This window comes from Streptomyces sp. 5K101, assembly GCF_046506645.1.
Classification (GTDB): Bacteria; Actinomycetota; Actinomycetes; order Streptomycetales; family Streptomycetaceae; genus Streptomyces.
The window spans coordinates 176,386-201,254 of the sequence record NZ_JBKFFO010000012.1; the positions used below are offsets into that span (position 1 = coordinate 176,386).

The window sequence follows — 24,869 nt, forward strand, 5'->3', positions numbered from 1 at the left end:
GCCGGACACCCGGGTGTCCGGCCCCGCACCCGTTGCGCCCGTCGGAGAATGCCGTCCCTCTCCGGACGGACAGGGGCACTCCGCCCCACAGCCCAGCTACGGAGTGTCATGGTGCCGCATAGCGTCAGCGGTGACGCATCCGCAGAGGTTCCCTTGTGAACACCTGCCGTCCGCGACTTTCGCCGGGCCCCGCAGCGCCAAGGCTGCGGCGAAGTCGCTCTTCCGGGCCCCGCGGCCCGGACCCACGGGAGGGCTACCGAGCACCGCGTCCTCTTCCACCTAGTTCTGGGGCAGACATGACCACCGCAGCCCTCCGTGACAGACCGCAGCCGACTGCCATGACCGGCACGGTCATCGCGCTTCCGGCGGAACACCACCCTCGGTCGAACAGCACCAGCCGCCGCACATGGCCCACCGCCACGCCCGGCCCGGAGCCCGCGCCCGCCCGTCATGCCGTCCTGGCGCTGCCCGCCGAGGTGCGCTGGGTTCCCGTGGCACGCCGCTCCGCCACGGCCGTGCTGACCCACTGGCATCTCCCGCCCGCCGACCTCGACTCCGCGGAACTCGTCATCGACGAACCCGCCGCCAACGCCGCCGAGCACGGCCACGGTGACATGACGATCGGTCTGTCCCTGGGCGCCGCCGGAGTCCTGCGGATCTCCGTGACGGTTCCGGCAGCCCGCCTCGGTCACGGCACCTGAACGACGACGACCCCGACGAGCACGGCCGGGGCCTCGCCATCGTCGAACTCCTGGCCAGTGAGGTCCGCGTCCACCAGGGCTCCTTCGGCCGCCGAGTCACCGTGGCCCTTCGCGCCGGCCTCCCGCGCTGACCAAGGCGATCGCCGCGAGCGCGAGCACGTGCAGGGCGAAGAGCCGTACGATCGCTGCGCAACGCCGCCCCCTGTTTCGAAGGCCGCCGTGCCGCTCTCGGCTCCGATACCCAGCGGGGCCACTCGCTCGTCGCACGGGCAACCACCAGGAGAACCCGCCGATCGGGCTCAGACCGGTGTGAGCGGCTGCTCCGTCCAGATGACTTTGCCGTTCGGGGTGTACCGCGTACCCCAGCGCTGGGCGAGCTGGGCGACCAGGAACAGCCCGCGACCGCCCTCGTCTGTGGTGAGGGCCCGGCGCAGATGGGGGGAGGTGCTGCTGCCATCAGACACCTCGCAGATGAGCGCGCTGTCGCGGATCAGACGCAGCGTGATCGGTTCGCCGCCGTAGCGGACGGCGTTGGTGACCAGCTCGCTGACCAGCAGCTCGGTGGTGAATTCCAGGTCCTCCAGAGACCATTCGGCCAGTTGGGCCGTGACGTCCGCACGTATCCGGGAGACGGCGGCGGGGTCGGCGGGCAGCTCCCAGGCGGCGACCTGGCCGGCGTCGAGAGTCCGGGTGCGGGCGACGAGCAGGGCGACGTCGTCGGCGGGGTGGTCGGGCAGCAGGGCCCTCAGCGTCTGGCATGTCTGCTCGGGGCCACCGCCTGGGTGGGCGAGCTCGTGCCGGAGCCGTTCGAGGCCGAGATCGACGTCCCGGCGGCCGAGGTGCTCGATCAGCCCGTCGGTGTAGAGGGCCAGCAGGCTGCCCTCGGGCACCTCGATCTCGGCGGTCTCGAAGGGCTGGCCGCCCACACCGAGAGGCGGTCCCGCGGGCAGGTCCGGGTACTCCACTGTGCCGTCGGGCAGGATCAGCGCGGGCGGCGGATGGCCGGCACGGGCCACGGTGCACCGTCGTGTCGTCGGGTCGTAGACGGCGTATAGGCAGCTCGCACCGACGATCTCCTCGCCCGTCCCCGCCTCGTCCTGGTCCATGTCAAGGCGACAGACCAGGTCGTCGAGCTGAGTGAGGACCTCGTCGACGGCCAGGTCGAGGGCGGAGAAATTGTGGACCGCTGTGCGCAGCCGTCCCATGGTGGCGGCGGCGTGCAGGCCGTGCCCGACGACATCGCCGACGACCAGCGCCACCCGCGCCCCGGACAGCGGGATGACGTCGAACCAGTCGCCCCCGGCCCCGGACTGCGCGGGCAGATAGCGGTGGGCCGCCTCCACGGCGTGCTGTGCGGGAAGGCCGCGCGGCAGCAGGCTGCGCTGCAGGGCCAGGGCCACGGCGTGCTCGCGGGTGAAGCGGCGGGCGTTGTCGATGCACAGCGCCGCCCGTCCGACCAGTTCCTCGGCGAGCGTAAGGTCGTCCTCCTCGAAGGGCTCCGCACGCCGCGAGCGGTAGAAGCTGACCACGCCCAGGATTGTGCCGCGGGCCCGCAGCGGCACCGTGATGAGCGAGTGCACGCCGGCGTCCAGGATTTTCTGCCCGCGGGCCGGGTCCTGGGCGATCCAGCCGGCCGCCTTGGCCAGCTCAGGTTCCAGAACCGGATCCCCGCCGGCCAGCGATGTGGCCTGCGGCGTGTGCGTGGCGTAGGTGACCGGCTCGCCGGCCGCGTACAGGTGGGAGCTCTGATTGATCCCGGCGATCGCGGCCCGCCGCAGCGCGCCGTCCGCCCGGATCGGCTCCTCGCCGAGGAGTACGGCCTCCGGCAGGTCGACTGCGGCGAAGTCGGCGAACCGGGGGACGACCACCGCGGTGAGTTCCTCGGCGGTCCGGGTCACGTCCAGCGTGGTGCCGACGCAGAGGCCTGCGTCGTAGAGCAGCCCCAGCCGCTCCCGGGCCCGCAGGGCGAACCTGCCGATGCCGGGCTCGCCGACGGCCAGCAGCCATCTGTCGGGCCCCCTGGACGGCGGCTCTGCGGGGGGACCGGGCACCGTGAGGGGCGTACGCCGAGAGCTGCCTGCCGGAGGGAGAAGGACCTGCGGACCGGAGACGGGCGGTTCGGGGACGGGCGGTACGTCGGGAGCCGACGTGGCCAGGCGGCGCAGCACACCCTGCGGAAGGACAGCCTCGACAGCGAATCCCATAACGCCCGAAGAGGTCTGCACCGGGCGGCTGAGGAGCACGGCCGTGCGGCCACGCGTGAGACCCACCTCAAGCAGACCGGTCCGTCCAGCGGAGATCAGCGCGGTCGCGTTCTCCTCGAGGATGCGTCGGTCATGGAGGTCGAGCAGCTCCCCGACCGGGATGTCCCTGCCTTCCGGTCCGCCGGCCATCGCCCGGCGGCGGGCGGCCTGGAACGACTGGAGCAGGGCTCGCTCGCGATCCGTGGCGCGGTCGAGCAGCCGCTGCTCGATGGCACGGGCCGCCTCGCGTGCCACCGACATCATGGAGGGGTCCGAGTGGACGTTCAGGCAGCTCAGGTCGAGCACACCCATGAGCTGTCCGCTCAGGGGGTCGCGAATGGGAGCCCCGGCGCAGGCGAGCGTGCTCCAGGTGTCGGTGAAGTGCTCGCGGCCGTGTATGAAGGCAGGCTGCCGCGTCGCGAGTACGGTGCCGATGCCGTTGGTGCCGATGAGCTGTTCGGTGACCTCGAAGCCGGGCACGAGCTGCAACGTGTCGAGCTCGCGGTTCAGCGCGGGCTCGCCGACCCGGCGGTCGAGCAGCCGGGCCCTGCCATCGCTGAGCAGCACGGCCACCCGGATCCCCGACAGCTGGGACTCAAGTCCCTCGAGCACTGGCCGGGCGGCCTCGGCGAGACTGCCCGTACGTGCCAGGTCGTCGTGGTAGGGCAGGTTCAAGGGGTGGTCCGCCGCGAGGCCCAGGGACCGGCACCGCTGCCAGGAGGCAAGGACGGGAGGGCGTACAGCCAGACCCGCGGGCTCGCCCATCAGGAGCCGCTCGTGGGCCCTCGACAGAGCGGCGTCGTCCCAGACGGCCTTCACCTGGCCACTTCCTCGCGCGACATTCGAAGACTTATTCAATTGTCTCCCATGTGAGTCGAGTGTGCCCTCGCTGCCGCGACCACCGGGGAAGGTCACTCCGCGGACATCGCCGCGGCGGGTGGCGGCGGCCATATGTACGGCGGCCACAGGCGTCACCGGTGGCCGAGAGTATCGACGCTTGGACCTGCCGCGGGCGCGCCGCGAGGCTCCCAGTGATCGCCGCCTGTGTCCTGGCTCGTCACGCGACCGATGGAGTGCCGTCCGCCTGCTCCGCCAGTACGGCCTGGATGGCCATGGATCTCCGCCAGGCCGATGCGCCGGGCAACGAATCGGATCGCGGTGTGGTCCGGGTCGATGTCCCACCGCCCGCGCGAGGGGCAGCGGCGAGGCCCATCACTCCGGCCGTCGCCCTGGCTCCGGGGACACCCTGACAGCGGTGCGAAGTGGCTGGAAACCATGGCAGGCGACCGACAGGTCGTAGCCGCCGGGCGGCACGGCGGCGGTGAACAGCCCGTACGCGTCAGTGCCGCCCTCGACCACGCACTGCCCCGTCCGATCGAGGACAGTGACCGCTGCCCGTATCGGCAGCCCCACCGGATCCACCACCTGGCCGTCTACCCGCCCCGCACCCTCAGGCAGCGGCAACTCCCCATTCCCCTCTGCTCCCCCGCCCCCATGCCTCTGTTTAGTCGCCGCCACGGCAAGGTGAACATGCCGGCACCGTTCACTGCCCTGTCTGAAAATCGCCCCACCTTGCTCCACCCACGTCCTTACTCACCGTCAGCGCTCGCCCGCGAGGTCGAGATCGCCGCTGCGCATCTCGGCCACAACCTCGGCGGGCCGGGGTCGGCGCCACGGGTGCGCGATCGGATGGGACACAGCCCGCCACCAGGGATCCACGGGAAGCGTGCCGACGGGCTCGAAGGTCTCTCCAGGCCGCGGGGACGCTACCGCCTGGCCGGCCTCCTCGGCCGCGTCCTTCGTCCACTCCCCCGGCTCTGCCCACGCATGCGGAGCCAGGTTGAAGGTGGCCCAGTGGATCGGGAGCAGGACGCCGCCCGGCTGGCCTCCTTGCAGGTCAAGGTGGGCCTGCACGCCCTGGGCGGGCGTCATGTGAATGTCCGGCCAAGCCCCGGGCAGCGGCGTATAGTCCGTGTGGTTCTCGGGCCAGTACTCGGAGTATGCGCCGATCTGGATCATGGTCACGTCGAACGGACCGTGCTCCGCCCCGATGTCCGCGAAGCCCGGGAAGTATCCCGTGTCGCCGCTGTGGTAGATCCGGTGCTCGGGGCCCGCCACCACCCAGGAGGCCCACAGGGTGTGCTGCTGGTTGCGCAGTCCACGCCCGCAGAAGTGGCGGGCCGGTGTGGCGGTCAGCCGTATGCCGTGGACCTCGGTCGACTCGTTCCAGTCGAGCTCGCGCAGCCGGTCCGGGGCCACGCCCCAGCGCTCCAGGTGGGCGCCCACGCCGAGCGGGACCGCGAACACCGTGTCCGTGCCGGCGAGGGCCTTGATGGTGGGCAGGTCGAGGTGGTCGTAGTGGTCGTGGGAGATCACCACGACGTCGACGGTGCCGAGAGCGGCCAGCGGCGCGGGCACGGGGTGCAGCCGCTTGGGCCCGGTGAAGGCGAACGGGGAGCAGCGCTCGCCCCAGACGGGGTCGAAGAGGACCCGGCGGCCGTCGATCTCCGACAGGACACTGGAGTGGCCCATCCAGGTCAGCCGCAGCCCGGAGGCGGGCGGCTCGGCGAGATCGGCGACGGTGGTGGAATGCACGGGCACGTGTCCGACCGGGGTCCGGCGGGCCCGCGCCTCCTTCTCGAAGTAGATCTTGGCGAATTCGACCATGGAAGCGCCGGAGGGTCTGGTGCGCGCACCCACCGGGTTGCGGAAGACGCCGTCGGCGAAGTTCGGCGAGCGGCGGATGCGCGCCATCCGCTCCCCGGACGGGTCGGCTCCGAAGGCGGCCGGCCTGAGCGAACGCAGCCGTGCTCGCAGCGAGTGGGGTGAACCAGCGCCGGTCACGACACCTCCTGATGATCGGGGGCTTTCCTCATTATGTGCGGGCACGCATGTCACGCAGAGTGTCCTGCGCTGCGTCCGATCCGTCATGACGGGCAACGCGCGCGCCGGCACCGGTGTTCCTGGGCCCCGGACCGCGTGAGCCCCTGCCGCGTCCGCCGGAAGGCGGTCCCGCTCAAGATCGGCCTGTGTAGGGTGACGCCGTGGCCAGGATTCGGTTGAGCGTGTCGGAGCGGCGTGAGGAACTGCTGAACGCGGCTGTCGAGCAGATCGAGCAGCGGGGTGTGGCGGCCGTACGGATCGCCGATGTCGCCTCGTCCCTCGGCGTCTCCAGCGCCCTGGTGCTCTACCACTTCTCGTCCAAGGAGCAACTGGTCGCGGCGGCGTTCACACACGCCGCCGACGCGGACCTGGCCCACCTGCGCAAACTCCTCGGCCGGCGCACCTCCGCCCTGCGCCGGCTGCGGGCGGCCGTGCGCTGGTACGCGCCGACCGGCCAGGCCAAGGGCTGGCGGCTGTGGATCGACGCCTGGGCGGCCTCGCTGCGCGACCCGGCCCTGCGCGAGGTCGCCCGCGCCCTCGACCAGCAGTGGAAGGCGGCACTGGCCGAGGTGATCGCGGAGGGGGCGGCGGCCGGGGAATTCCCGTGCGAGGACCCGGCGGCCGCGGCCTGGCGCCTGACGGCGTTCCTCGACGGGCTCGCCGTGCAGATGACGTCGTACGCGGGGTCGCTGACCCGCGCGGCGATGCTGCAGTGGACGGACGAGGCGCTGGCCCGCGAGCTGGGTGTGGACCGCGAGGCGCTCACGGCTGCCGGCCGCTGAGACACGCGGACCGTACACGTAGCCGACGGCGCGGGTGAACAGCAGGGCGCGGAAGGCCGGTTCCTTGTCGGGCGTCGAGCGCGGTGAGGAACCCCGGCGACCAGGTGGTAGGCGCCGGGCGTGCCGCGGTCGTTCGCAGGCTGCACCGGGGGCCAGGGCTGCGCGGGCGACATCGGGCACATCCGGGTCGGCCCGCAGGACGTGCCCTGCCGGTGCGGGAACTCCGGCTGTCTGGAGGCGGTCGCGGGCGGCGCGGCGCGGGCAGCGAAGATCCCAGGTGGACCGGCAGCTCGCGGGCTCCACGGCGTGACGCCCGGGGCCGGGCCCCGGGCGTCAGGCGACGGCTCGGCTCAGAGCGGCAGCAGGTCCGGGCGCTTGGCGGCCACGTGGTCGCCCGAGCTCTCGCCCCGCAGTCGCCGGCCGATCCACGGCACCAGGTGCTCGCGCGCCCAGTTGATGTCGTCGCGCCGCACCTCGAAGGCGCCGCGCGGCGGGAGCGGCGGCCAGGGCTGGTCCGGGTCGGCGGGCACGTCGAGACCGAGCACCTGGGCGGCGCGCAGGGCCACGCGGGTGTGCCCCTCGGGCGACAGGTGCAGCCGGTCCGCGTCCCAGGCACGCCGGTCCTGAACGGACTTGAGCGACCACAGATCGAGGACCGGGCAGTCGTGGCGGTCGGCGATGGCCCGCACGTGCGCGGTGTACGTGGCGATCTTTCCGCGCAAGTGACGCAGGACCGGCACGTCCCGGGTGTCGAAGCCGGTGGTCACCATGACGGTGCCGACCGAGCTCCTGAGGTCGGCGACGGCCCGTTCGAACCGCTCGGCCACGTCGTCCGGGTCGCTGCCCGGCCGGATGATGTCGTTGCCTCCCGCGCAGAACGTCACCAGGTCGGGGGCGAGTTCCTTGGCCCTCGGGACCTGTTCGTCGACGATCTGGTCGAGGAGGCGGCCGCGTACGGCGAGATTGGCGTACCGGAAGGTGTGTTCCGGCATCAGGTCGGCGAGCAGCACCGCGAACCGGTCCGCCCACCCGACGTACGTCCCGTCGGGACCGGGGTCTCCCACGCCCTCGGTGAAGCTGTCACCGATCGCCGCGTACGACCCGAATGCGCCCTTGTTCTCTGTTCTCGAATCGTCTGCCACGAGAGCACATCTTTCCTTTACGGATGTGACCTACGCGACCGTAAGGAGGGGTTGACGGCAGGTGATCTTTGCCACCGGTCATGTTTACGCCAAGCCGGAATACGCGGAATCCCTCGCTCCGCCGCCGGACGGTACGAGGGATGCGCGGCTGACTGTGCGTCAGAGGGAGACGCCGTGCTGGCGCAGGTAGGCCAGTGGGTCGATGTCGGAGCCGTACGACGGGCTGGTACGGATCTCGAAGTGCAGGTGCGGACCGGTGGAGTTGCCCGTGGAACCGGACAGGCCGATCTGCTCGCCGCCCGCGACGCTCTGCCCGCTGGAGACGGACAGGGAGGACAGGTGGGCGTACTGCGAGTAGGTGCCGTCGCCGTGCTGGATGACGACCTCGTTGCCGTACGAGCCGCTCCAGCCGGCCGAGACGACGGTGCCCGGGCCGACGGACTTCACGCTCGTGCCGCTGGCGGCGATGAAGTCGACACCGGTGTGGTAGCCACTGGACCACATGGCGCCGGACGCGCGGTACGGCGTGGAGACACCGCCGCCGACGGGCGCGGTCCAGCCGGTGGACGCCGGGGCGGCCTTCTCGGCGGGAGCCTTGGCGGCCGGGGCCTCAGTGCGCGAGGCGTCGCGCGAGGGCCGGGGGGCGGACTCGGAGCGCGGCTCCGGGTCGTTCTTCGCGGTGGACTTCGCGTTGAGGGTCAGCTCGAGGCCGGGGTGGATGAGCGCCGGATCGGCGCCGATGGCACGGCGGTTGTCGTTGTAGAGCTTCTTCCAGCCGCCACGGACGTTCTGCTCGTCGGCGATCTTGGCGAGGTAGTCGCCGGGGACGACGGTGTACGTCTTCGGGGCCTTCTTGGCGGCCGGAGCGGCCGAGATGGGGGCCGCCGAGGCCGGGGCGACCGAGACCGGAGCGGCCTTCTGGGGAGCGGCGGCGGGGGTGGCGGCGTGGGCACCGGTCGCGCCGAGGAGCGGCAGGGCTATGGCGGCACTTCCCGTACTGGCGACGACGAAGCCGCGCGTGAGCGGGTTGGCCTTGGGACGGCGGTGCTTACCCTTTCCGGGCATGGCGCATTCCTCTCCGGCGCCTGCGAGGTGAGCTGTCGGGTTCGGGCTGGAGATGCCCGTCCGCGCATATTGCGCGAATTAACCCCAAGCCGTCCGAATTCTCCGGATACGGCGTACTACCTGGGTCCCCCGCTCCTGCCACACGTGGGTGGGTTCGAAGTCCGGTCGGCGGCAGGATGAGGCGGTCCGTCCGGATTGAGCGTGACCGTAGGCGAGTACACCGGGCGGAACAAGCCGCGAATTTCCCCGAGCTTTCCCGCTCGTGACGTCCGGGCCGCTCCACTCGTCACCCTCCGTGGACGAATGCCGGTCAATTCCCTTGTGGGCCACGGAATTGACATAGGGAAAGCAGATACGTTCCGTCACGAATATGATCCTGCTCACGAGTCGCAGCCCATCCCCCCCGCAGACGGGGCGCGTTAGCCTCAAAGGCCCAATTCGGACAGAAGCACCAAACAATCACTAAGGGTTCACACGGGCACCAAGCGCCGCCCATAACGCCCGGCTTCGTCCCCTGCGGTCGCATGGCCGGCGAAGGGACCCCCTCACCGCCCGATTCCGGTGATCCGGAATTCCAGCCCGTCGACTCCGAGGGAAACACGCCGTGAATGACGGCATTTCCCTTTCCCGCAAAGAGAATCCGACTAGGCAGTGTCCTGTCGATCAGTCGAGTCGTTGATAAGACTGTGGGACATCGGGGTGATCTGACGGATTCCCAGTGGGAGCGGCTTGAGCCGCTTCTGCCGGTGAGTAACGGGCGTTGTGGCAGGTGGCGGGACCATCGGCAGGTGGTCAACGGGGTGCTGTACCGGATCCGGACGGGCGTCCAGTGGCGCGACCTGCCGGAACGTTACGGGCCGTGGAAGACCGTCCATGAGCGGCACCGCCGCTGGTCGGCGGATGGCACATGGGAGCGGCTGCTGCAGCGGGTCCAGGCCGAGGCCGACGCAGCCGGTGTCGTCGACTGGGACGTCTCCGTCGACTCGACCTCCGTCCGCGCTCACCAACACGCAGCCGGCGCCCGCCATGCGCCGCCACCCGTCAAAGGGGGCTCCGCCCAGGCGGTCAGAACCGCTCGGATCTGGGCGAACCTGGTCGACCGGCTGGCGGAGGTGGTGCTGGAGGTGAGGCGCTCGGCCGCTCGCATGGCGGCTTCACCACCAAGCTCCACCTGAGTGCGGATGGCCGCTGCCGCATCCTGTCACTGGTCATCACACCTGGACAGCGTGCCGACTGCACCCAGTTCGAGGAGGTGATGCGACGGATCCGCGTGCCGCGCCTGGCCACCGGAAGGCCCCGCACGAAGCCGGACAGTGTCAGCGCCGACAAGGGCTACAGCAACCGCCGGACTCGCTCCTACCTGCGCGGACGCGGGATCCGGCATGTGATCCCGGAGAAGTCGGACCAGGCGGTCAACCGGCTCCGGCGTGGGAGCGTCGGCGGCCGGCCGCCCGGCTTTGACAAAGAGCGGTACAAGAAACGCAACACCGTCGAGCGGGCCATCAACAAGGTGAAGAACTTTCGCGCCGTCGCGACCAGGTACGACAAACGTGCCTACGTCTTCCTCGGCACGGTCACCGCAGCGGCCCTCGTGGTCTGGCTCCGCTCGTGAGCGCCAGAGCCGCGCTCAGTCGTCTTCGGGCAGGTGGAAGTAGACCGTCCCCGACCGCCAAGATCCGTGCTCAGTCATCTCCGACTCGATGACGACATCCTGAATCTCAACAGGGCCCAACGTTTCGATCGAATCGGCCAGCCTCCGCAAGAGCGCCGGCACGTTGTCGCAGCCCGGACCTGCAGGGTTGGCCTGGGAGAAGTGGCGAATGGTCCAGGACTCCGGAATGCTCGTCATAGGCTTGATCGTAAGACCCGCTCCTGCCTGGCCAGAGTCGATTGTGGGACCTGGCGATCGTGACTGCAGGCCCCAGTCCAGTCTGTGATCGCCAGGACAGTGCCTAGTAGTGCTTTGTTAGCTGCCTTGTCACGTGGGGTGTCTGGCAGTTCTCTGGGCGTATGAGGGCTGGGGAACTCGCGTCGTGTCGGGGCCGGTTGGAGGAGTTCGCCTCCGAGGTGTTCGCGCCGCTGGTGCGGCGGGATCAACGTGAGAAGGGTGCCCTTTATCTGCGGGGTCTGCTGCTGGACGGCCGACGCAAGTCGATGCAGCCGATGGCCGAGCGCCTCCGGGTGGACCATCAGCAGCTCCAGCAGTTCATCACGTCCTCCACCTGGCCCTTTGACGCGGTGCGGGCCCGGCTGGCATGGCGGGCGGTGCGGGTCGTCCGTCCTCAGGTGTGGGTGGTTGACGACACCGGCTTCCCCAAGGACGGCATCTCCTCGCCCGGGGTGGCGAGGCAGTACTCCGGCACTCTGGGCAAGGTCGGCAACTGCCAGATCGGCGTCAGTGTCCATGCCGCCTCCGACACTGCCTCGTGCCCGCTGTCCTGGCGGCTGTTCCTGCCCGAGAGCTGGGACACGCCTGCGGCGGGCTCCCGACGGGAACGCTGCCGCATCCCCGATACCGAGCATCACCGGCCCAAGTGGCAACTGGCCCTGGACATGCTCGACGAACTGGCCGGCACCGGGCTCAGACCCGCCGTGCTGGTCGCGGACACCGGATACGGAGCAAACGCCGACTTCCGCCACGGCCTGGAAGAGCGAGGTCTTGCCTACGTCCTGCAGGCCAAGGCCGAAATGACCGCCCATGGTGAGGCTGCACAACCCCACCAGCCGCCCTACGGCGGTCTCGGACCCAGGCCCCTCCCGCGTTACCGCACCCGGCCGATGTCCCTGCGCGAACACGTACTGGCCGCAGGGCGACACCAGGGACGGACCCTGACCTGGCGCAAGGGCTCCAAAGCCGCGATGAGCTCGCACTTCGTGCTCGTGCGCGTCCGTCTCGCGGGGCGACGGCCCAAACCCGCCGAGGACGGCACGATCCCGCTGAGCTGGCTGATCGCCCAGTGGCCCGAAGGCGAGGACGAGCCGGTCAAGTACTGGATATCCAACCTGCCCGCCGGCATCCCTGCCCGTGACCTGGTCCGGCTGGCGAAGTTACGGTGGCGCATCGAGCACGACTACCGCGAGTTGAAGTCCACGCTCGGACTCGACCACTTCGAAGGCCGCTCGTTCACCGGCTGGCACCGGCACGTCACCCTCGTCACCGCCGCCCACCTGTTCCTGACCGAACAGCGGACCTGCCCAAAAGCCCCTGCCAGGGCCTGACCCTCTACCAGGCCCTGGATCTCCTCCAACACCTACTCGCCACCTGGACCGGCAGCTGCCCCACCTGCCGACAACCCACCCCCTGGCAGCCCTACGACACCACCTAACAAAGCACTACTAGGTCCCGCTCCGCTGGAAATTGATCACGGAGCCGTAATTCACCGGGAGTGCGGGCGGGGTCGTGCGCGCAGTGCCGCCGGCAGGGCCCGGGGTACGGGGCCGCGGCCGACCCTTACCGCGCCGGACCCACGGGCCGGGGTCGCGCCACGACCGAGATGATTGCCTGGTGAACCTGTGCCGTATCGTCGGATCGCGCCCATGTCGGCGACCGGCGCCGACGGCCGTCACCTGAAGGAGTCCACGTGACGCAGCAGCTGCCGCAGACCTCGTCGACCGAACCCCGGCTGGCCGGGGTGCGAAACTTCCGGGACGTGGGCGGGCTGCCGACCGTGGACGGCCGGCGCGTGCGGCACGGCAGGCTCTACCGCAGCGGACACCTCGCGCACGCCACCGAGAGCGACGCCGCCTTCCTCGCGTCCCTCGGGCTGCACACGATCTTCGACTTCCGCAATGCGGCGGACCAGCGGCTGGAAGGCCCGGACGTCGAGCTGCCGGGCGTACGGAACCTGAATCTGCCGCTGAGCGACCCGGCCGACGGCGCGGAGTTCTGGAAGATGGTCCGGGACGGCAACCTCGACCAGCTGAAGTCGATCCTGGCCGACGGCAAGGGCGCCGCCCGCATGATCGCCTCCTACCGGATGATCATCAAGGAGCGGACCGCCGAGCACAGCCGCGTCCTGCACGCACTGGCCGAGGACAGCGTCCCGGCCCTGATGCACTGCGCCGCCGGCAAGGACCGCGCCGGCCTGTCGATCGCGGTGACGCTGCTGGCCGTCGGCGTGGAGCGCGAGGCGATCGAGGCGGACTACCTGAAGTCGAACGACCCGCACCGCCGCTACAAGGTCAAGCGCGGCGACGACTCCCCCGAGGCCATGTCGGAGGAGGTCATGGAGCTGCTGAGCCCGCTGTTCGACGCCCGCGCGGCCTATCTCTCCGCCGCGTTCGAGACGATCGAGGAGACGTGGGGCGGCACCGAGCAGTACCTCGCGAAGGGGCTCGGCCTCTCCGCGCCGACCCGTGAGCGGTTGCGCGCGCGGCTCGTCGACGAGTCGTGAGCGGCTGCGCGCAGGGCTCGTCGACGAGTCGTGAGCGGTTGCGCGCGCCGCTCGCCGACGCGTGCTGAGCCCCAGGCCAGGGCCGCCTACTGGTTCTGGCCGCCCACGAGGAACAGCAGGTAGAGGAACGCGGCGACGAGGTGTCCCGCCACCAGGTAGGCGAACAGCCGGATGACCAGGCCGCGCGGGAAGCGGTCCTCACGCCTGTTCTCGGGGGTGTCCGGCAGGGACTTGTCCAGCGGGTCCCACGTGGGCGCCATCACAACCTCCGGGGTCAGGCGTGCGGGTGGGGATCGGGGCTCTGCAGCAGGGTGTGCAGGAAGAGCAGCTCCGCGCCCTCGGGCGTGGCGGCCGCGATCCGGTGCGGCGTGAGCGAGTCGAAGTGCGCGCTGTCCCCGGGCGCCAGCTCGTGGACGGCGTCGCCGAGCCCGAGCCGGAGGCGACCGTCGAGGACGTACAGCCATTCCTCGCCGGGATGCACCCGGATCAGATCCCCTTGGGAGCCGTACGGGACGACCACCCGCAGGGCCTGCATGGCCCTGCCCGGGGAGCCGACCTCGTGGTACGTCCAGCCGTCGGCGGACGCCGGTTCGCGGCGGCCGGCCCGGATGACGGGCTCACGCTCGGGCGGGAGCTCGCCGAGGACCTCGGCGACCGTCGTACCGTAGATCCTGGCGAGGGCGAGGAGCATCGGCAGCGACGGCTGCCGGTGCCCGGTCTCGAGTTGGGACAGATGGGCCGGGGACAGCCCGGCGCGCTGGGCGGCGGCCTCGAGGGTCAGTCCGCGGCGGCGGCGCAGCTCGCGCAGCCGGGGCGCGACGTGGTGGAGCCCCTCGTCCGTCGGTGCGGCGGAAGTGGTCATGCCCCCCATTGGGCCAGCCCCCTTGCCCTTGAGGCAAGTTTCTTGCCTCAAGGGCAAAAGGGCTCGAAGCGGTGGGCTCAGCGACCGGCCATGGCCTGCCTGACCAGCGTCTTGCCGAAGTCCCACATCAGCCCGCCGCCGTTGTGGGCGTCGTCCATGACGTCCGTGAAGGCCGCCACGAACCGTTCCACCTCGCGCTCGCCGATGATCAGCGGCGGAATCAGCTTGATCACTTCCATGTGGTCGCCGGACACCTGGGTGAGGATCCGGTGCCGCTGCAGCAGCGGCACCACGACCATCTGCGCGAACAGTCCCTTCCGGGCGGCCTGGAGCATGGCCCACCGGCTGCGCAGCCGCATCGACTCCGGGCGTCCGAACTCGATCCCGATCATCAGCCCCCGGCCGCGGACCTCCCGCAGCAGCTCGTAGCGGTCCACGAGCGCGGCGAGGCGCGCGCGGAGCAGTTCACCCGTGACCCGGGCGTTCGCCACGACCTGCTCCTCCTCCAGCACCGACAGGACGGCCAGGCCCGCGGCCATCGCCTGGGCGTTGGATCCGAAGCTCGCGGAATGCACCAGCACCCGATCCATGGACGAGTAGACCTTCTTGAAGATCCAGTCCTTGCCGAGCGTCGCCCCGACGGGGACGTAGCCGCCGGACAGGGTCTTGGCGAGGCAGATCATGTCGGGCTCGACGCCCGCCTCGTACTGGAAGGCGTAGAAGTCGCCGGTGCGCCCGAGGCCCGTCTGCACCTCGTCGGCGATCAGCAGCGCCTTGTGCCGGTGCAGCAGCTCCTGCGCGGCCCGCAGGAAGCCCGGCGGGCTCGGCAGCACCCCCTTGCCCTGCACGGGCTCGACGATCAGACCCGCGACGTCGCCGCTGCGCAGCTCGCGCTCGAGGGCGTCCAGGTCACCGAGCTCGATCGCCGTGTCGGGCAGCAGCGGCTCGAAGCCCTGCCGGAATCCGGGTTCGCCGTTGACCGAGAGGGATCCCGTGGTCAGACCGTGGAAGGCGTGCGTGCAGTAGAGCATCCGCGGCCGGCCGGTGGCGTGCCGAGCGAACTTCAGCGCCGTCTCCACCGCCTCCGTCCCGCTGTTGCCGAAGAACACCCGGTCCAGGTGTGGGGTGTGGGCGAGCAGTTTCTCCGCGAGGAGCCCCGGCAGCGGAGGGCAGTCGAAGCGGGTGAGGTCCGGCAGCGAGGCGTCGAGCACGTCGTGCAGGGCCTTGCGGACGACCGGATGGTGGCGGCCGAGGCCCATGACGCCGAAACCGGCGAGCATGTCCAGGTAGTCGTGTCCGTCGGCGTCCCAGAAGTACGCGCCCTCCGCCCGCTCGTAGACCTTGTCGAAGCCGATGGCGTGCAACATGCGCGGGAGCTGGTGGTTGAGGTGACGGCCGTGCAGTTCGTAGCGTTCGGCCCCGCGCCGGGCCAGCAGTGCCGCCAGGTCGAAGCCCTTGGGCGCCTCGGTCATCACTCAGCTCTCCTTGCCTGGGCCCTCGCCGGGCCGCTCCTGGGCCGCCACGGCGGCACCGATCGGCCGGATCACCGGCTGCTGGTGACCGTCTCGCGGGCCGCGCGCAGGGATTCCCTGAGCGAACCCATGGTGGCGAGCACGGCGGTCGGTTCGTAGCCGCAGTGCGCCATGCAGTTGGCACAGCGCGGGTCCTTGCCGCGTCCGTACTTCGTCCAGTCGGTGTCCTCGACCAGCTCGCGGTAGGTGGGGACGTAGCCGTCGCTCATCAGGTAGCAGGGGCGCTGCCAGCCGAAGAGCGAGTAGTTGGGAATGGCCCAGGCCGTGCACGGGAAGTCGGCCTTGCCCTCGAGGAAGTCGAGGAACAGCGGGGAGTGGTTGAGCCGCCAGCGGCGCCGGTTGCCCCCCGCGAACGCCTTCCTGAACAGTTCGCGGGTCTGCTCGACGCCGAGGAAGTGCTCCTGGTCGGGCGCCTTCTCGTAGGCGTACGCGGGCGAGATCATCATCTCGTCGACCTGGAGGTCGTCGTTGAGGTAGTTCAGGACCTCGATGACGGTCTGCGGGGTGTCGGTGTTGAAGAACGTCGAGTTGGTGGTGACACGGAAGCCGCGGCTCTTGGCCTCCTTGATCGCCTCCACCGCCTCGTCGAACACCCCTTCTTTGGCAACCGACTCGTCGTGCCGCTCCCGCAGTCCGTCGATGTGCACGGCGAAGGCGAAGAACGGTGACGGTGCGAAGTCGTCCATCTTCTTGCGCAGCAGCACCGCGTTCGTACAAAGGAAGACGTATTTCTTCCGGGCGACCAACTGGCGGACGATCTCGCCGATCTGAGGATGCATCAACGGCTCGCCGCCGGCGATGGAGACCATCGGGGCCCCGGACTCCAGCACCGCCCCGACCGCCTGCGCCACCGGCATCCGCTGCTTGAGCACACCGGCGGGATGCTGGATCTTGCCGCACCCTTCGCACTTCAGATTGCAGGCGAACAGCGGTTCGAGTTCGACGATGAGGGGGAACTTGTCACGCCCGCGGAGCTTCTGTTCGACGAGATAGGTCCCGACCCTGATGGTCTGGCGGATCGGCATGGCCATCTGGCTCACCTCCTGGGGAGCAGCAAAGAACGGTGCCATTCGTAAAAAGCAGGAAGGACGGCACGAAGAACACGGAAAGCCGATATTCCACCGCGAACCGTTCCAATACGGACCAGCTCGTGCTCCGGAGCGTCCACGACCACCCGGACGGCCGCAACCGCACGGGGACCGGCGCGCAGCGCGCTGCTCAGCGTGACCGCCGACTCCATGTCGACCGCGATCGCCCCGGTGGCCTCCAGCCGGGCGCGCTCGGGGCCCCGCACCACGTGGTCGGCACCGGTCAGCAGGCCGCCGTGCACGGTGCGCCCCGGTACGGCCCTGGCCACCGCCGCGCGCAACGAACCGGCAGCCGTGCAGCTGGTGGTGACCTCGTCGACGCGGGTCTCGTCCGCGACGACGAGATCACCGGGATGCATGCCCGGGGCGAGTCCGGCGCAGAAGCCGGAGGCGACGACGGCGGCCTCCCGCCAGGGGTCGCTCGCGCAGGCGGCGAGCACGGCCCGTTCCGCGTTGGCCGGCCCCATTCCGGTGCGCAGCACCGTGACGTCCACGGGCCCACCGTCCGTGTCCAGGGCGCGGACACCCCTGCGCAGGGCGGCTTTCTCGATGCCGAGCGCGCAGGCGACGAGCAGCCGTGCGGCGGAGCAGGCCGGCTCCGGGGGACAACCCATCAGCCCCCCTTGCGGGCGCGGGCGCGGAGGACGGGCGGTTCGCCGTGCACGAAGCGGCCCAGCGCGGTGAGGGGGAAGACCTGCCGGTACAGGTGGTAGTTGATGGAGAAGTCCCAGGGGAAGCCGGTGCCGGTGAACTGCGGCTCGTCCCAGGAACCGTCCGCGCGCTGGCTGCCGGCGAGAAAGGCGACGCCCCGCTGGGCGGCCCTGCCGTCCTGCTCCCCCGCCGCGATCAGGGCGAGGAGCGCCCAGGCCGTCTGGGAGGCGGTGGAGGCCCCGTGCCCGATCCACTCCTCCTCGCGGTAGGAGCGCAGGTCCTCGCCCCAGCCGCCGTCGTCGTTCTGCACCGACTCCAGCCAGGCGACCGCGCGGCGGACAGCCGGGTGGGACACCGGCAGACCGGCCGCGGTGAGCGCCGGCACCACGGACCCGGTCCCGTAGAGGTAGTTGACGCCCCAGCGGCCGAACCAGGCGCCGTTCGCCTCCTGTTCGGCGAGCAGCCACTCGATCGCCCCGCGGGTCCGGGGGTGGCCGGCCTTGCCCTCGTACGCCAGCATCTCCACGACGTGCGCGGTCACGTCCGCCGACGGCGGGTCGATCACCTCACCGAAGTCGCAGAACGGCAGCCGGTTGGGGAACGCGCTGGTGTTGTCGGCGTCGAACGCGCCCCAGGCGCCGTTCCTCGACTGCATGCCAAGGCTCCAGCGGGCGCCGCGCTCGACGGCCGCGTCCACCCGCTCCGGATCTGGGTGCCTGACCCTGCGCAGGGCGAGGATGACCTCGGCGGTGTCGTCGATGTCGGGGTAGTTGTCGTTGTGGAACTCGAACGCCCAGCCGCCGGGCGTCAGTCCGGGCCTGCGCACCGACCAGTCCCCGGGCCGTACGACCTGCTCGCTGAGCATCCAGTCGGCGGCCCTGACCAGCGCCGGGTGGTCGGCGGGCAGGCCGGCGTCGGCCAGCGCGATGGTGGCGAGGCAGGTGTCCCAGACCGGTGACTGGCACGCCTCGATCATGCGGACGGGCAGCCCGTCCTGCTCGGACCAGACGGCGAACCGGTCCAGCGACTCCAGGCCGGCCCGCATCACGGGGTGTTCGAGGTCGTAGCCGAGCAGGTGCAGCGCGATCACGGAGTACACGGCCGGCGGCTGGATGCCGCCCCAGCAGCCGTCGTTCTCCTGGCGCTCGATGATCCAGCGGGCGGCGCTGTTCATGGCGGTACAGCGCAGCCGGCGGGGGGCGACCTTGTGGTACAGGTGCAGCGCCTTGTCGGCGCGCTGGAAGAATCCCTCCCAACTCCTCGCGGGCGCGAGCTCCTTGGGCGGGCTGGGATTGCCGCGGTCGGTGTGCAGCTCGTCCAGGGGGAAGGGCGCCGGACGCACGGGCCGCTTGGCGGACACGACGGTCAGCGGGACGATCGTCTGGCGGGCCCACTGGCCGAAGTCGTAGATGTTCAGCGGGAACCACGGGGGCAGGAAGATCAGTTCTGGCGGCAGCTCGGGCAGGTCCTCCCACCTCCACCAGCCGAACAGGGCGAGCCAGATCCGGGTGAAGACGCGGCTCGCGGCGATGCCGCCGCGCGCGCGGATCCACGCTGCCGCGCGCAGCATGTGCGGGTCGTCGGGCCGGTCCCCGGCGAGCCGCAGTGCGACGTACGCCTCGATGGTGGTGGACAGCTCACCGGGACCGCCGTGGAACGTGGCCCAGGTGCCGTCCTCGCGCTGCTGCCCTCGCACGAAACGGGCGGACGCCTCGGTGGTCCGCTCGTCCTGGATGCCGAGGAACTGCCGCAGCAGCAGATCCTCCGCGTCCATCGTCACATTGGTCTCGAGATCGCCCTTCCACCAGCCCTGGGCGTCCTGGCGTCGGAGCAGATGGTCGACCGCCCGTTGCACTGCCTTCCCGGCGGCTTCGCGGACGTCCGCGGGGGCCTTCGGCCCGACGGCCGTCGTGGCGGCGCAGGTGGCGGGGGCGGTCGTGTTGCCGGCAGCGGCAGCCGAGGCCCGCAGGGGCCCGTTGCCTCCGTCGGTCGTCGCTGTCATGGCTTCCCCTTCGTTGCAGTGGTCCTCTGCTGTGCTGGGGTCTCCGTCGGCCGGTGACGCTCGGGGTCACCGGCCGGCGACGTTGTTCATATGGCGCGGCTGACGTTCCGCGTCGTGCTGTGTGTGACGGTGATCATCTCTTCCGTACGACGACGAAGTCGGCGAGCGCCACGAGCTGCGCCCGGATCCGCTCCGGCATGTCGACGCCGTGGAGGGCCTCGATCGCGACGGCGTGCTGGCGGCGGGCCTCCTGGGAGGTCCACTCGCGACCGCCCGCCTCCTCGATCAGGGCCGCCCTGGCGGCGAACTCCTCCTCGGAGAAGCTGTCGAAGTCGCTGCTCTTGGCGTCGGCCGCGAGCAGCTCCCCGAGGCGCTCGGAGGCCGGGCCGCCGGCGGCGAGCGCGGCGACGACCGGCAGGGACTTCTTGCGCTGGCGCAGGTCGCTCCAGGTCTGCTTGCCGGTGGCGACCGGGTCGCCCCAGATGCCGAGCAGGTCGTCGACGGCCTGGAAGGCCAGACCGAGGTGGTAGCCGTACGCCTCCAGGGTGTCGGCGGTGCGGTCGTCGGCACCGCCGAGGACGGCGCCGATGGAGACGGCGCAGGCCAGCAGCGCACCGGTCTTGTTGCCCTCCATCTCCAGGCACTCCTCGACGGTGACCCGCTCGCGGTGCTCGTAGGAGATGTCCTGGGCCTGGCCGTCGATGAGCTTGCGCGTCGCGGTGGTCAGGCGGCGGGTGGCGCGGCCGGCCTCCACGGTGCCCATCTCCAGGAGGAGTTCATTGGCCAGCGCGAACAGGGCGTCGCCGACGAGGATGGCCTGCGCGGGGCCGTGCACCTTCCACACCGTGTCCCGGTGCCTGCGCTGCTCGTCGCCGTCCATCAGGTCGTCGTGCAGGAGCGAGAAGTTGTGCACGAGCTCGACCGCGACCGCGCCGGGAATGCCGACCTCGGGCGCTGCCCCGGCCGCCTCGGCGGACAGCAGCGCGAGCGCGGGGCGCACCGCCTTGCCGCCGTCGCCGTCCGAGGGGCGGCCCTCGGCGTCGATCCAGCCGAAGTGGTAGGCGGCCACGGTGTCCATGGGCGGGGCGAGCCGGTTCACGGCGGCGCGCAGCACCGGGGTGGACATGGTGCGGCCGCGCTCCAGCAGCGCGGCGATGTCCGTGGCTTCCACCGCCTGGGCGGTCTGTGCGGTGTCTTCAGCCGGGTTCGCCGAGGGCACTGTCGGCACGCTCACTCCTCTTGTTCCAGTACTGGTGCTCACGCCGCCTCCTTGAGCGGATGTTCATGGCGACGGCCGAGCGCGGAGAGCGCAGCGCCGGCGGCACTGAACCCGCTGCGCACGGCACCCTCCATGGTCGCGGGCCAGCCCGTGGCCGTCCACGCGCCAGCAAGGTACAGGCCGGGGGCGCGCGTGCGCGTGCCCGGCCGCAGACGGCCGACGCCGGGGGCGGGCGCGAAGGTCGCCGTACGCTCCCGGGTGACGAAGAAATCGCGGACGCGCCCGCCGCGCGCGGCGGGCAACAGCCGTTCCAGCTCGGGCAGATAGCGCTCGCGCAGTACGGCGACGGGGTCGTCGATCTCGTCCTGTGCCGCCGACTGCGACAGCGCCAGATACTGGCCCTCGGTGCACCCGGAGGCGTGGGTGCGGTCGAAGACCCACTGCACGGGCGTGCCGAGCGCGGCGAAGAACGGGCGGCGCAGCACCTTGCGGTCGTAGACGACATGGACGTTGAGGATCGGGGCGGTGCCGATGTCCAGCAGCCGGTCGGGAGCGTCCATGGCCCCTTCCGGCAGCAGGGCGTGGGCCTCGCGCTGCGCCACCGCGAGGACGACGGCGTCGGCGTGCAGCGTCTCGCCGCCGGCCGCCACCTGCCAACGCCCGCCTTCGGCACGGCTGATGCCCCGCACGCGCGTGGCGAGTTCGGTGCGCACACCGGCCGCGTCGAGCGCCTTGCGGGCGAGGGTGTCGTGGATGTCGCCGAGGGGGATGCGGGCCCAGCCGATGTCGGCGGCCCCGGGCGCGGAGAGCAGCCCCGTCTTGAAGACCATGGCGGCGAGGCCCATGGAGGCGTGCGGAGCACGGGCGTTGAGGGTCGCGACGCCGACGAGATCCCACAGGGCGGCGACGGCGCGCGGGGACTGGCCGTGCCGGCCGAGCCAGGTGGCGAAGTCGATGCCGTCGAGCGCGGGGTCGGCGGGGTCGAGCCTGCCCAGGGCCATCGCGGCGCGTGCGACGCCGGCGCGCTCGGCGAGCGAGAGGTGCGGGTAGGCGGCGAGCCCGCCCGCGAGGTGCAGCGGTACGGGCAGGGCGGTACGCCGCAGCCGGCCGAGCCGCGGCCCGCCGGGAGCCGCCACGTCGAGCACGGGGACGTCCAGCCGGTCCTGCAGCGGGGCGAGCCGGGCGGCGTCGATGCGGTCGAGGAACCAGCGGTAGGCGGTGCAGCAGCGCAGGTAGACGTGCTGGCCGTTGTCGACGGTGAGATCGCCGCGGCGGAAGGAGAAGGCGAGTCCGCCGAGGCGCGGCCGTCCCTCGACGAGGGTGACCTCGCATCCGGCTTCGGCGAGCTGCAGTGCGGCGGTGACGCCGGCGATACCGCCGCCGACGACCACGGCCTGCGGGCCCAGCGTGTCGTCGCCCGTCATCGGCTCTCCCTCCTCGTCCGGGCCCCTGCCGCGACAGCACGGGTCGACTGCGTAACGACGGCCTCGGCCCCCCGGTGACGCGTCTGCCACACGGCGACCGCCCGCACGGGCAGGCCGCCGCCGAGCCCGCACACGGCCTGCGGCCCCGCCGCGCGGGCTCGGCCGATCGTGAGCCACAGGTCAGCCCCCATCGAGCGACCCGGCCGCAGCCGCCGCCTACCGGATGCCGCACCGCGGTGACGCGCCCCACCGTGGCGCGTGTGCCACGCGGCGGCCGTCCCCACAGCAAGGGGGTGCAACACCGCGACCGCCCGCGTGGCGCACGTGGGCAGGTCGGTGCCGTACCCGCGCACCGCCTGCGGCTCGGCCGCGTGAGGGCACATCGGCCTGAGTGGCACGCCATCCGGGAGCGCACAGCGCACGGAATCCCGCTGCGGCCGCAGCGCACCGGGCCCCGCCGCGCGATCGCGACCGATCGTGAGCCACAGGTCAGCCCCCATCGAGCGACCCGGCCGCAGCCGCCGCCTACCGGATGCCGCACCGCGGTGACGCGCCCCACCGTGGCGCGTGTGCCACACGGTGGCCGTCCCCACGGCAAGGGGGTGCGGCCCTCGCGGGGTCGCGACGGCGAGGGGGCTCACGCGCGGACCCCCTGTGTGCGGCGGGCGTCGAGGCCCGTCAGGCCCCGGACCGCCACGTACGCCTTCTCGTGGCCGGGCAGGGAGACCCGGCCGCGCAGCACCGCCTCGGGGTCGCGCTCGATGCGGTCGAGCAGACGGCGGTAGATGCCCGCCATGGCGGCGACGCAGGCACCGCTGCGACGGTCGAGCATGGGCAGCAGCCGGTAGCCCTCGGCGAACAGCGCGCGGGCGCGGCGCACTTCGAAGTGGACGAGGCCCACGAAGTCGGCCCCGGGCGGCGGGGTCGAGCGGTGGAAGCCCTCGGAGCAGCCGAACTTGGCGAGGTCGTCGGCGGGCAGGTAGCTGCGTCCGTTGGCGGCGTCCTCGCGAACGTCGCGAAGGATGTTGGTCAGTTGCAGGGCGAGGCCGAGCGTATCGGCGTACTCGGCGGCGCGGTCGCTGCCGCGTGCGCCCGGCTGGGTGCCGAACACGCCGAGCGAGAGCCGGCCGATCGCGCCCGCGACGCAGCGGCAGTAGACCTTGAGGTCGTCCCAGGTCTCGTACGTCTCGCCGCGCACGTCCATCAGGACGCCGTCGATGAGCTCGTCGAGCCCGTCCAGGGGCAACGGGAAGCGCTGTGCCGCGTCGGCGAGCGCGACGGCGACGGGGTCCGTGTCGTCGTCGTCGACGGCGCCCTTCCGGACGCGGTCGAGCAGGTGCCGGGTGTCATCCAGCCGGGCGTGCTTGGCCTCGGGGGTCAGCGCGCCGTCGCCGATGTCGTCGACCCGCCGGGAGAACGCGTACAGCGCCGACATGGCCTGGCGCTTGTCGGCCGGCAGCAGCCGGATTCCGTAGGCGAAGTTGCGGGCCTGCTGCCCGGTCACGGCCTCGCAGTAGCGGTACGCGGCCTGCACCGGCGCGGGCGCCTGGGGCGATCCCTCCATCGTCCGGTTCATCCCTTCCTGCGTGCTCTTCGCAAGACCACTCCCGTTTCGCGCAGCACGTGGGCCTTTGCGGCTTTGGGTGGTCCGGGCAGCACATCATGTCCGGCCGTGGCGATCGCGGCGAGGGCGGCGCGCCCACCGCCGACGAATCCGGCGAGGAGCAGGCGCAACCTGCCGTGCACGCTACCCACGAGCGCCGTGCCCTCGTCGAGGAGGCCGAGGGCCCGCTGGGACTCGTAGGCGATGAGCGCCCGCACCGAGGCGTTCGCCGTGGGCGCGGCGAGGTCGTCCTCGGTGACGCGGAAGCGCTTGAGGTCCTCGGCGGGCAGGTAGACCCGGCCGCGGCCGAGGTCCTGGGCGATGTCCTGGAGGTGCTCGACGATCTGCAGCGCGGTGCACACGGCGTCGGAGCGGCGGACGCGCTCGGGGCTCGACGTGCCGGTGATGGCGAGGACCAGCCGGCCGACGGGGTTGGCCGACAGCTCGCAGTAGGCGCGCAGGTCGTCAAAGGTTTCGTAGCGGCGGACGAGCTGGTCCTGCCGGTTGGCGGCGATGAGGCCGAGGAAGGGCTCGGGGGTGAGCGAGTGACGGCGAACGGTGGGCCGCAGGCCGCGCAGCAACGGATGACGCGGGGTGCCGGCCGGGTCGAAGACGCGGTGCAGGTCGGTCTCGAAGGCGTCGAGGAGGACGAGCGCGTCGTCGGCCCGAGCGGGGTCGACACCGAGGCTGCGGGCGTCGGCGCCGCCGGGGGCGAGGTCGCCGTCACCGATGTCGTCGACGAGGCGGGCGTATCCGTAGACGGCCATGAGGTCGTCGCGCCAGGCGCGCGGGAGGAAGAAGGGGGCGACGGGGAAGTTCTCGTCGGCGGCCTTGTCGAGGGTCGCGCGGGCGGACGCCTCGCGCGCCTCCCGGGCGGCCGTCACCGCGCGCTGCCCGGCACGACGGGGACGGCGCAGGCGTCGCGGCGCTGGAGAGATTCCGTCATGGCCGTCACATCTCCCGTTCTACACTGCCGACCCAATACATCCTATTTCGGACACGCCGCCGCCCATTCTCGCCTCCGGTGGCTGTCCGACCCCTGAGACGGGAGGGACAAAACCCCTCACTTGGCGCGATTCCGCACCGCTACAGCTTACGTGCTGCAACGCGCGACGCCGCTCGGGGGTGCCGCGCCCGCCGGGGTCAACGCCCCGGTTCGTCCCAACGTTCCCCAGGGGTACGGCACTTGGCCATTGCCTGACGGCCCGTGCGAATCGGCGGGCACACCGAGGGGGGCGGGACCGGCGCACGAGGGCCCCCGCCGCGCGGACGGCGACG

Annotated in this window: 21 protein-coding genes, 1 pseudogene and 1 riboswitch; of the genes and pseudogenes, 6 read left to right on the plus strand and 16 right to left on the minus strand. The window is 71.5% G+C overall.

The genetic code is table 11. The annotated features are described in order from the left end of the window. Positions 1–338 precede the first annotated feature (338 nt). The gene (locus ACLB9X_RS23510; protein WP_410362354.1) at positions 339–701 is read left to right on the plus strand and encodes an ATP-binding protein; all 363 of its coding nucleotides are present in this window, start codon (positions 339–341) and stop codon (positions 699–701) included. Positions 702–1,000: 299 nt separating this feature from the next. Here ACLB9X_RS23510 and ACLB9X_RS23515 read toward each other — a convergent pair whose 3' ends face one another. From ACLB9X_RS23515 to ACLB9X_RS23525, 3 genes are all read right to left on the minus strand, one after another. Then, positions 1,001–3,763 (minus strand): SpoIIE family protein phosphatase, encoded by a 2,763-nt coding sequence (locus tag ACLB9X_RS23515; RefSeq protein WP_410362355.1) that lies wholly within the window; start codon positions 3,761–3,763, stop codon positions 1,001–1,003. 393 nt (positions 3,764–4,156) lie between these two features. Then, entirely contained in the window at positions 4,157–4,525 is a 369-nt protein-coding gene (locus tag ACLB9X_RS23520; protein WP_410362356.1) for a carboxypeptidase-like regulatory domain-containing protein, read from the minus strand. Positions 4,526–4,543: 18 nt separating this feature from the next. Then, on the minus strand, positions 4,544–5,698 hold the full coding sequence (locus ACLB9X_RS23525) for an MBL fold metallo-hydrolase (protein WP_410362420.1): 1,155 nt from the start codon (positions 5,696–5,698) through the stop codon (positions 4,544–4,546). Between the two features lie 290 nt (positions 5,699–5,988). On the opposite strand from ACLB9X_RS23525, the gene ACLB9X_RS23530 reads away from it, so the two are divergent. After that, positions 5,989–6,609 (plus strand): TetR/AcrR family transcriptional regulator, encoded by a 621-nt coding sequence (locus ACLB9X_RS23530; protein WP_410362357.1) that lies wholly within the window; start codon positions 5,989–5,991, stop codon positions 6,607–6,609. A 147-nt stretch (positions 6,610–6,756) separates the two neighbouring features. Then, positions 6,757–6,906: pseudogene (locus tag ACLB9X_RS23535) on the plus strand (ROK family protein); the annotation flags it as partial. 53 nt (positions 6,907–6,959) lie between these two features. Here the strand turns inward: ACLB9X_RS23535 and ACLB9X_RS23540 are convergent. Further along, a complete protein-coding gene (locus tag ACLB9X_RS23540) occupies positions 6,960–7,751 on the minus strand; it encodes an SGNH/GDSL hydrolase family protein (protein ID WP_410362358.1) in 792 nt (263 codons plus the stop codon). Positions 7,752–7,910: 159 nt separating this feature from the next. Continuing rightward, a complete protein-coding gene (locus ACLB9X_RS23545; protein WP_410362359.1) occupies positions 7,911–8,816 on the minus strand; it encodes a peptidoglycan DD-metalloendopeptidase family protein in 906 nt (301 codons plus the stop codon). 4 nt (positions 8,817–8,820) lie between these two features. Further along, positions 8,821–8,977: riboswitch (cyclic di-AMP (ydaO/yuaA leader) on the minus strand. A gap of 525 nt (positions 8,978–9,502) precedes the next feature. On the opposite strand from ACLB9X_RS23545, the gene ACLB9X_RS23550 reads away from it, so the two are divergent. After that, a protein-coding gene (locus ACLB9X_RS23550; RefSeq protein ID WP_410362421.1) for an IS5 family transposase occupies positions 9,503–10,428 on the plus strand; the annotation gives its coding sequence in 2 pieces (ribosomal slippage) (positions 9,503–9,874 and positions 9,877–10,428; 924 coding nt in all). 15 nt (positions 10,429–10,443) lie between these two features. Here the strand turns inward: ACLB9X_RS23550 and ACLB9X_RS23555 are convergent. Then, on the minus strand, positions 10,444–10,665 hold the full coding sequence (locus ACLB9X_RS23555; protein ID WP_410362360.1) for a hypothetical protein: 222 nt from the start codon (positions 10,663–10,665) through the stop codon (positions 10,444–10,446). A gap of 161 nt (positions 10,666–10,826) precedes the next feature. Here ACLB9X_RS23555 and ACLB9X_RS23560 point away from each other — a divergent pair, with 161 nt between their 5' ends. Continuing rightward, positions 10,827–12,035, plus strand: coding sequence for an IS701 family transposase (locus ACLB9X_RS23560; RefSeq protein ID WP_410362361.1), 1,209 nt, complete (start codon positions 10,827–10,829; stop codon positions 12,033–12,035). A 362-nt stretch (positions 12,036–12,397) separates the two neighbouring features. After that, positions 12,398–13,210 (plus strand): tyrosine-protein phosphatase, encoded by an 813-nt coding sequence (locus ACLB9X_RS23565; protein ID WP_410362362.1) that lies wholly within the window; start codon positions 12,398–12,400, stop codon positions 13,208–13,210. 86 nt (positions 13,211–13,296) lie between these two features. Here ACLB9X_RS23565 and ACLB9X_RS23570 read toward each other — a convergent pair whose 3' ends face one another. From ACLB9X_RS23570 to hpnC, 10 genes are all read right to left on the minus strand, one after another. Next, positions 13,297–13,470 (minus strand): DUF6126 family protein, encoded by a 174-nt coding sequence (locus ACLB9X_RS23570; RefSeq protein WP_410362363.1) that lies wholly within the window; start codon positions 13,468–13,470, stop codon positions 13,297–13,299. 14 nt (positions 13,471–13,484) lie between these two features. Continuing rightward, entirely contained in the window at positions 13,485–14,072 is a 588-nt protein-coding gene (locus ACLB9X_RS23575; RefSeq protein ID WP_410362364.1) for a helix-turn-helix domain-containing protein, read from the minus strand. Positions 14,073–14,149: 77 nt separating this feature from the next. Further along, positions 14,150–15,544 (minus strand): aspartate aminotransferase family protein, encoded by a 1,395-nt coding sequence (locus tag ACLB9X_RS23580; protein WP_410362365.1) that lies wholly within the window; start codon positions 15,542–15,544, stop codon positions 14,150–14,152. Positions 15,545–15,615: 71 nt separating this feature from the next. After that, on the minus strand, positions 15,616–16,635 hold the full coding sequence (gene hpnH / locus ACLB9X_RS23585) for an adenosyl-hopene transferase HpnH (protein WP_410362366.1): 1,020 nt from the start codon (positions 16,633–16,635) through the stop codon (positions 15,616–15,618). Positions 16,636–16,640: 5 nt separating this feature from the next. Next, positions 16,641–17,306 (minus strand): 1-hydroxy-2-methyl-2-butenyl 4-diphosphate reductase, encoded by a 666-nt coding sequence (locus ACLB9X_RS23590; protein WP_410362367.1) that lies wholly within the window; start codon positions 17,304–17,306, stop codon positions 16,641–16,643. Next, positions 17,306–19,345 carry a squalene--hopene cyclase gene (gene shc / locus ACLB9X_RS23595; protein ID WP_410362368.1) on the minus strand — a complete coding sequence of 680 codons (2,040 nt, stop codon included), beginning with the start codon at positions 19,343–19,345 and terminating at the stop codon, positions 17,306–17,308. Before shc ends, ACLB9X_RS23590 begins: the two co-directional genes overlap by 1 nt. A gap of 133 nt (positions 19,346–19,478) precedes the next feature. Beyond that, complete coding sequence (locus tag ACLB9X_RS23600) at positions 19,479–20,564, minus strand: polyprenyl synthetase family protein (RefSeq protein WP_410362422.1); 1,086 nt, start codon at positions 20,562–20,564, stop codon at positions 19,479–19,481. 38 nt (positions 20,565–20,602) lie between these two features. Next, positions 20,603–21,988, minus strand: a complete 1,386-nt coding sequence (gene hpnE, locus ACLB9X_RS23605) for a hydroxysqualene dehydroxylase HpnE (protein WP_410362369.1) — start codon at positions 21,986–21,988, stop codon at positions 20,603–20,605. 637 nt (positions 21,989–22,625) lie between these two features. Next, positions 22,626–23,564, minus strand: coding sequence for a presqualene diphosphate synthase HpnD (gene hpnD, locus ACLB9X_RS23610; protein WP_410362370.1), 939 nt, complete (start codon positions 23,562–23,564; stop codon positions 22,626–22,628). Then, the gene (gene hpnC, locus ACLB9X_RS23615; protein WP_410362371.1) at positions 23,561–24,475 is read right to left on the minus strand and encodes a squalene synthase HpnC; all 915 of its coding nucleotides are present in this window, start codon (positions 24,473–24,475) and stop codon (positions 23,561–23,563) included. Before hpnC ends, hpnD begins: the two co-directional genes overlap by 4 nt. Positions 24,476–24,869: the final 394 nt, after the last annotated feature.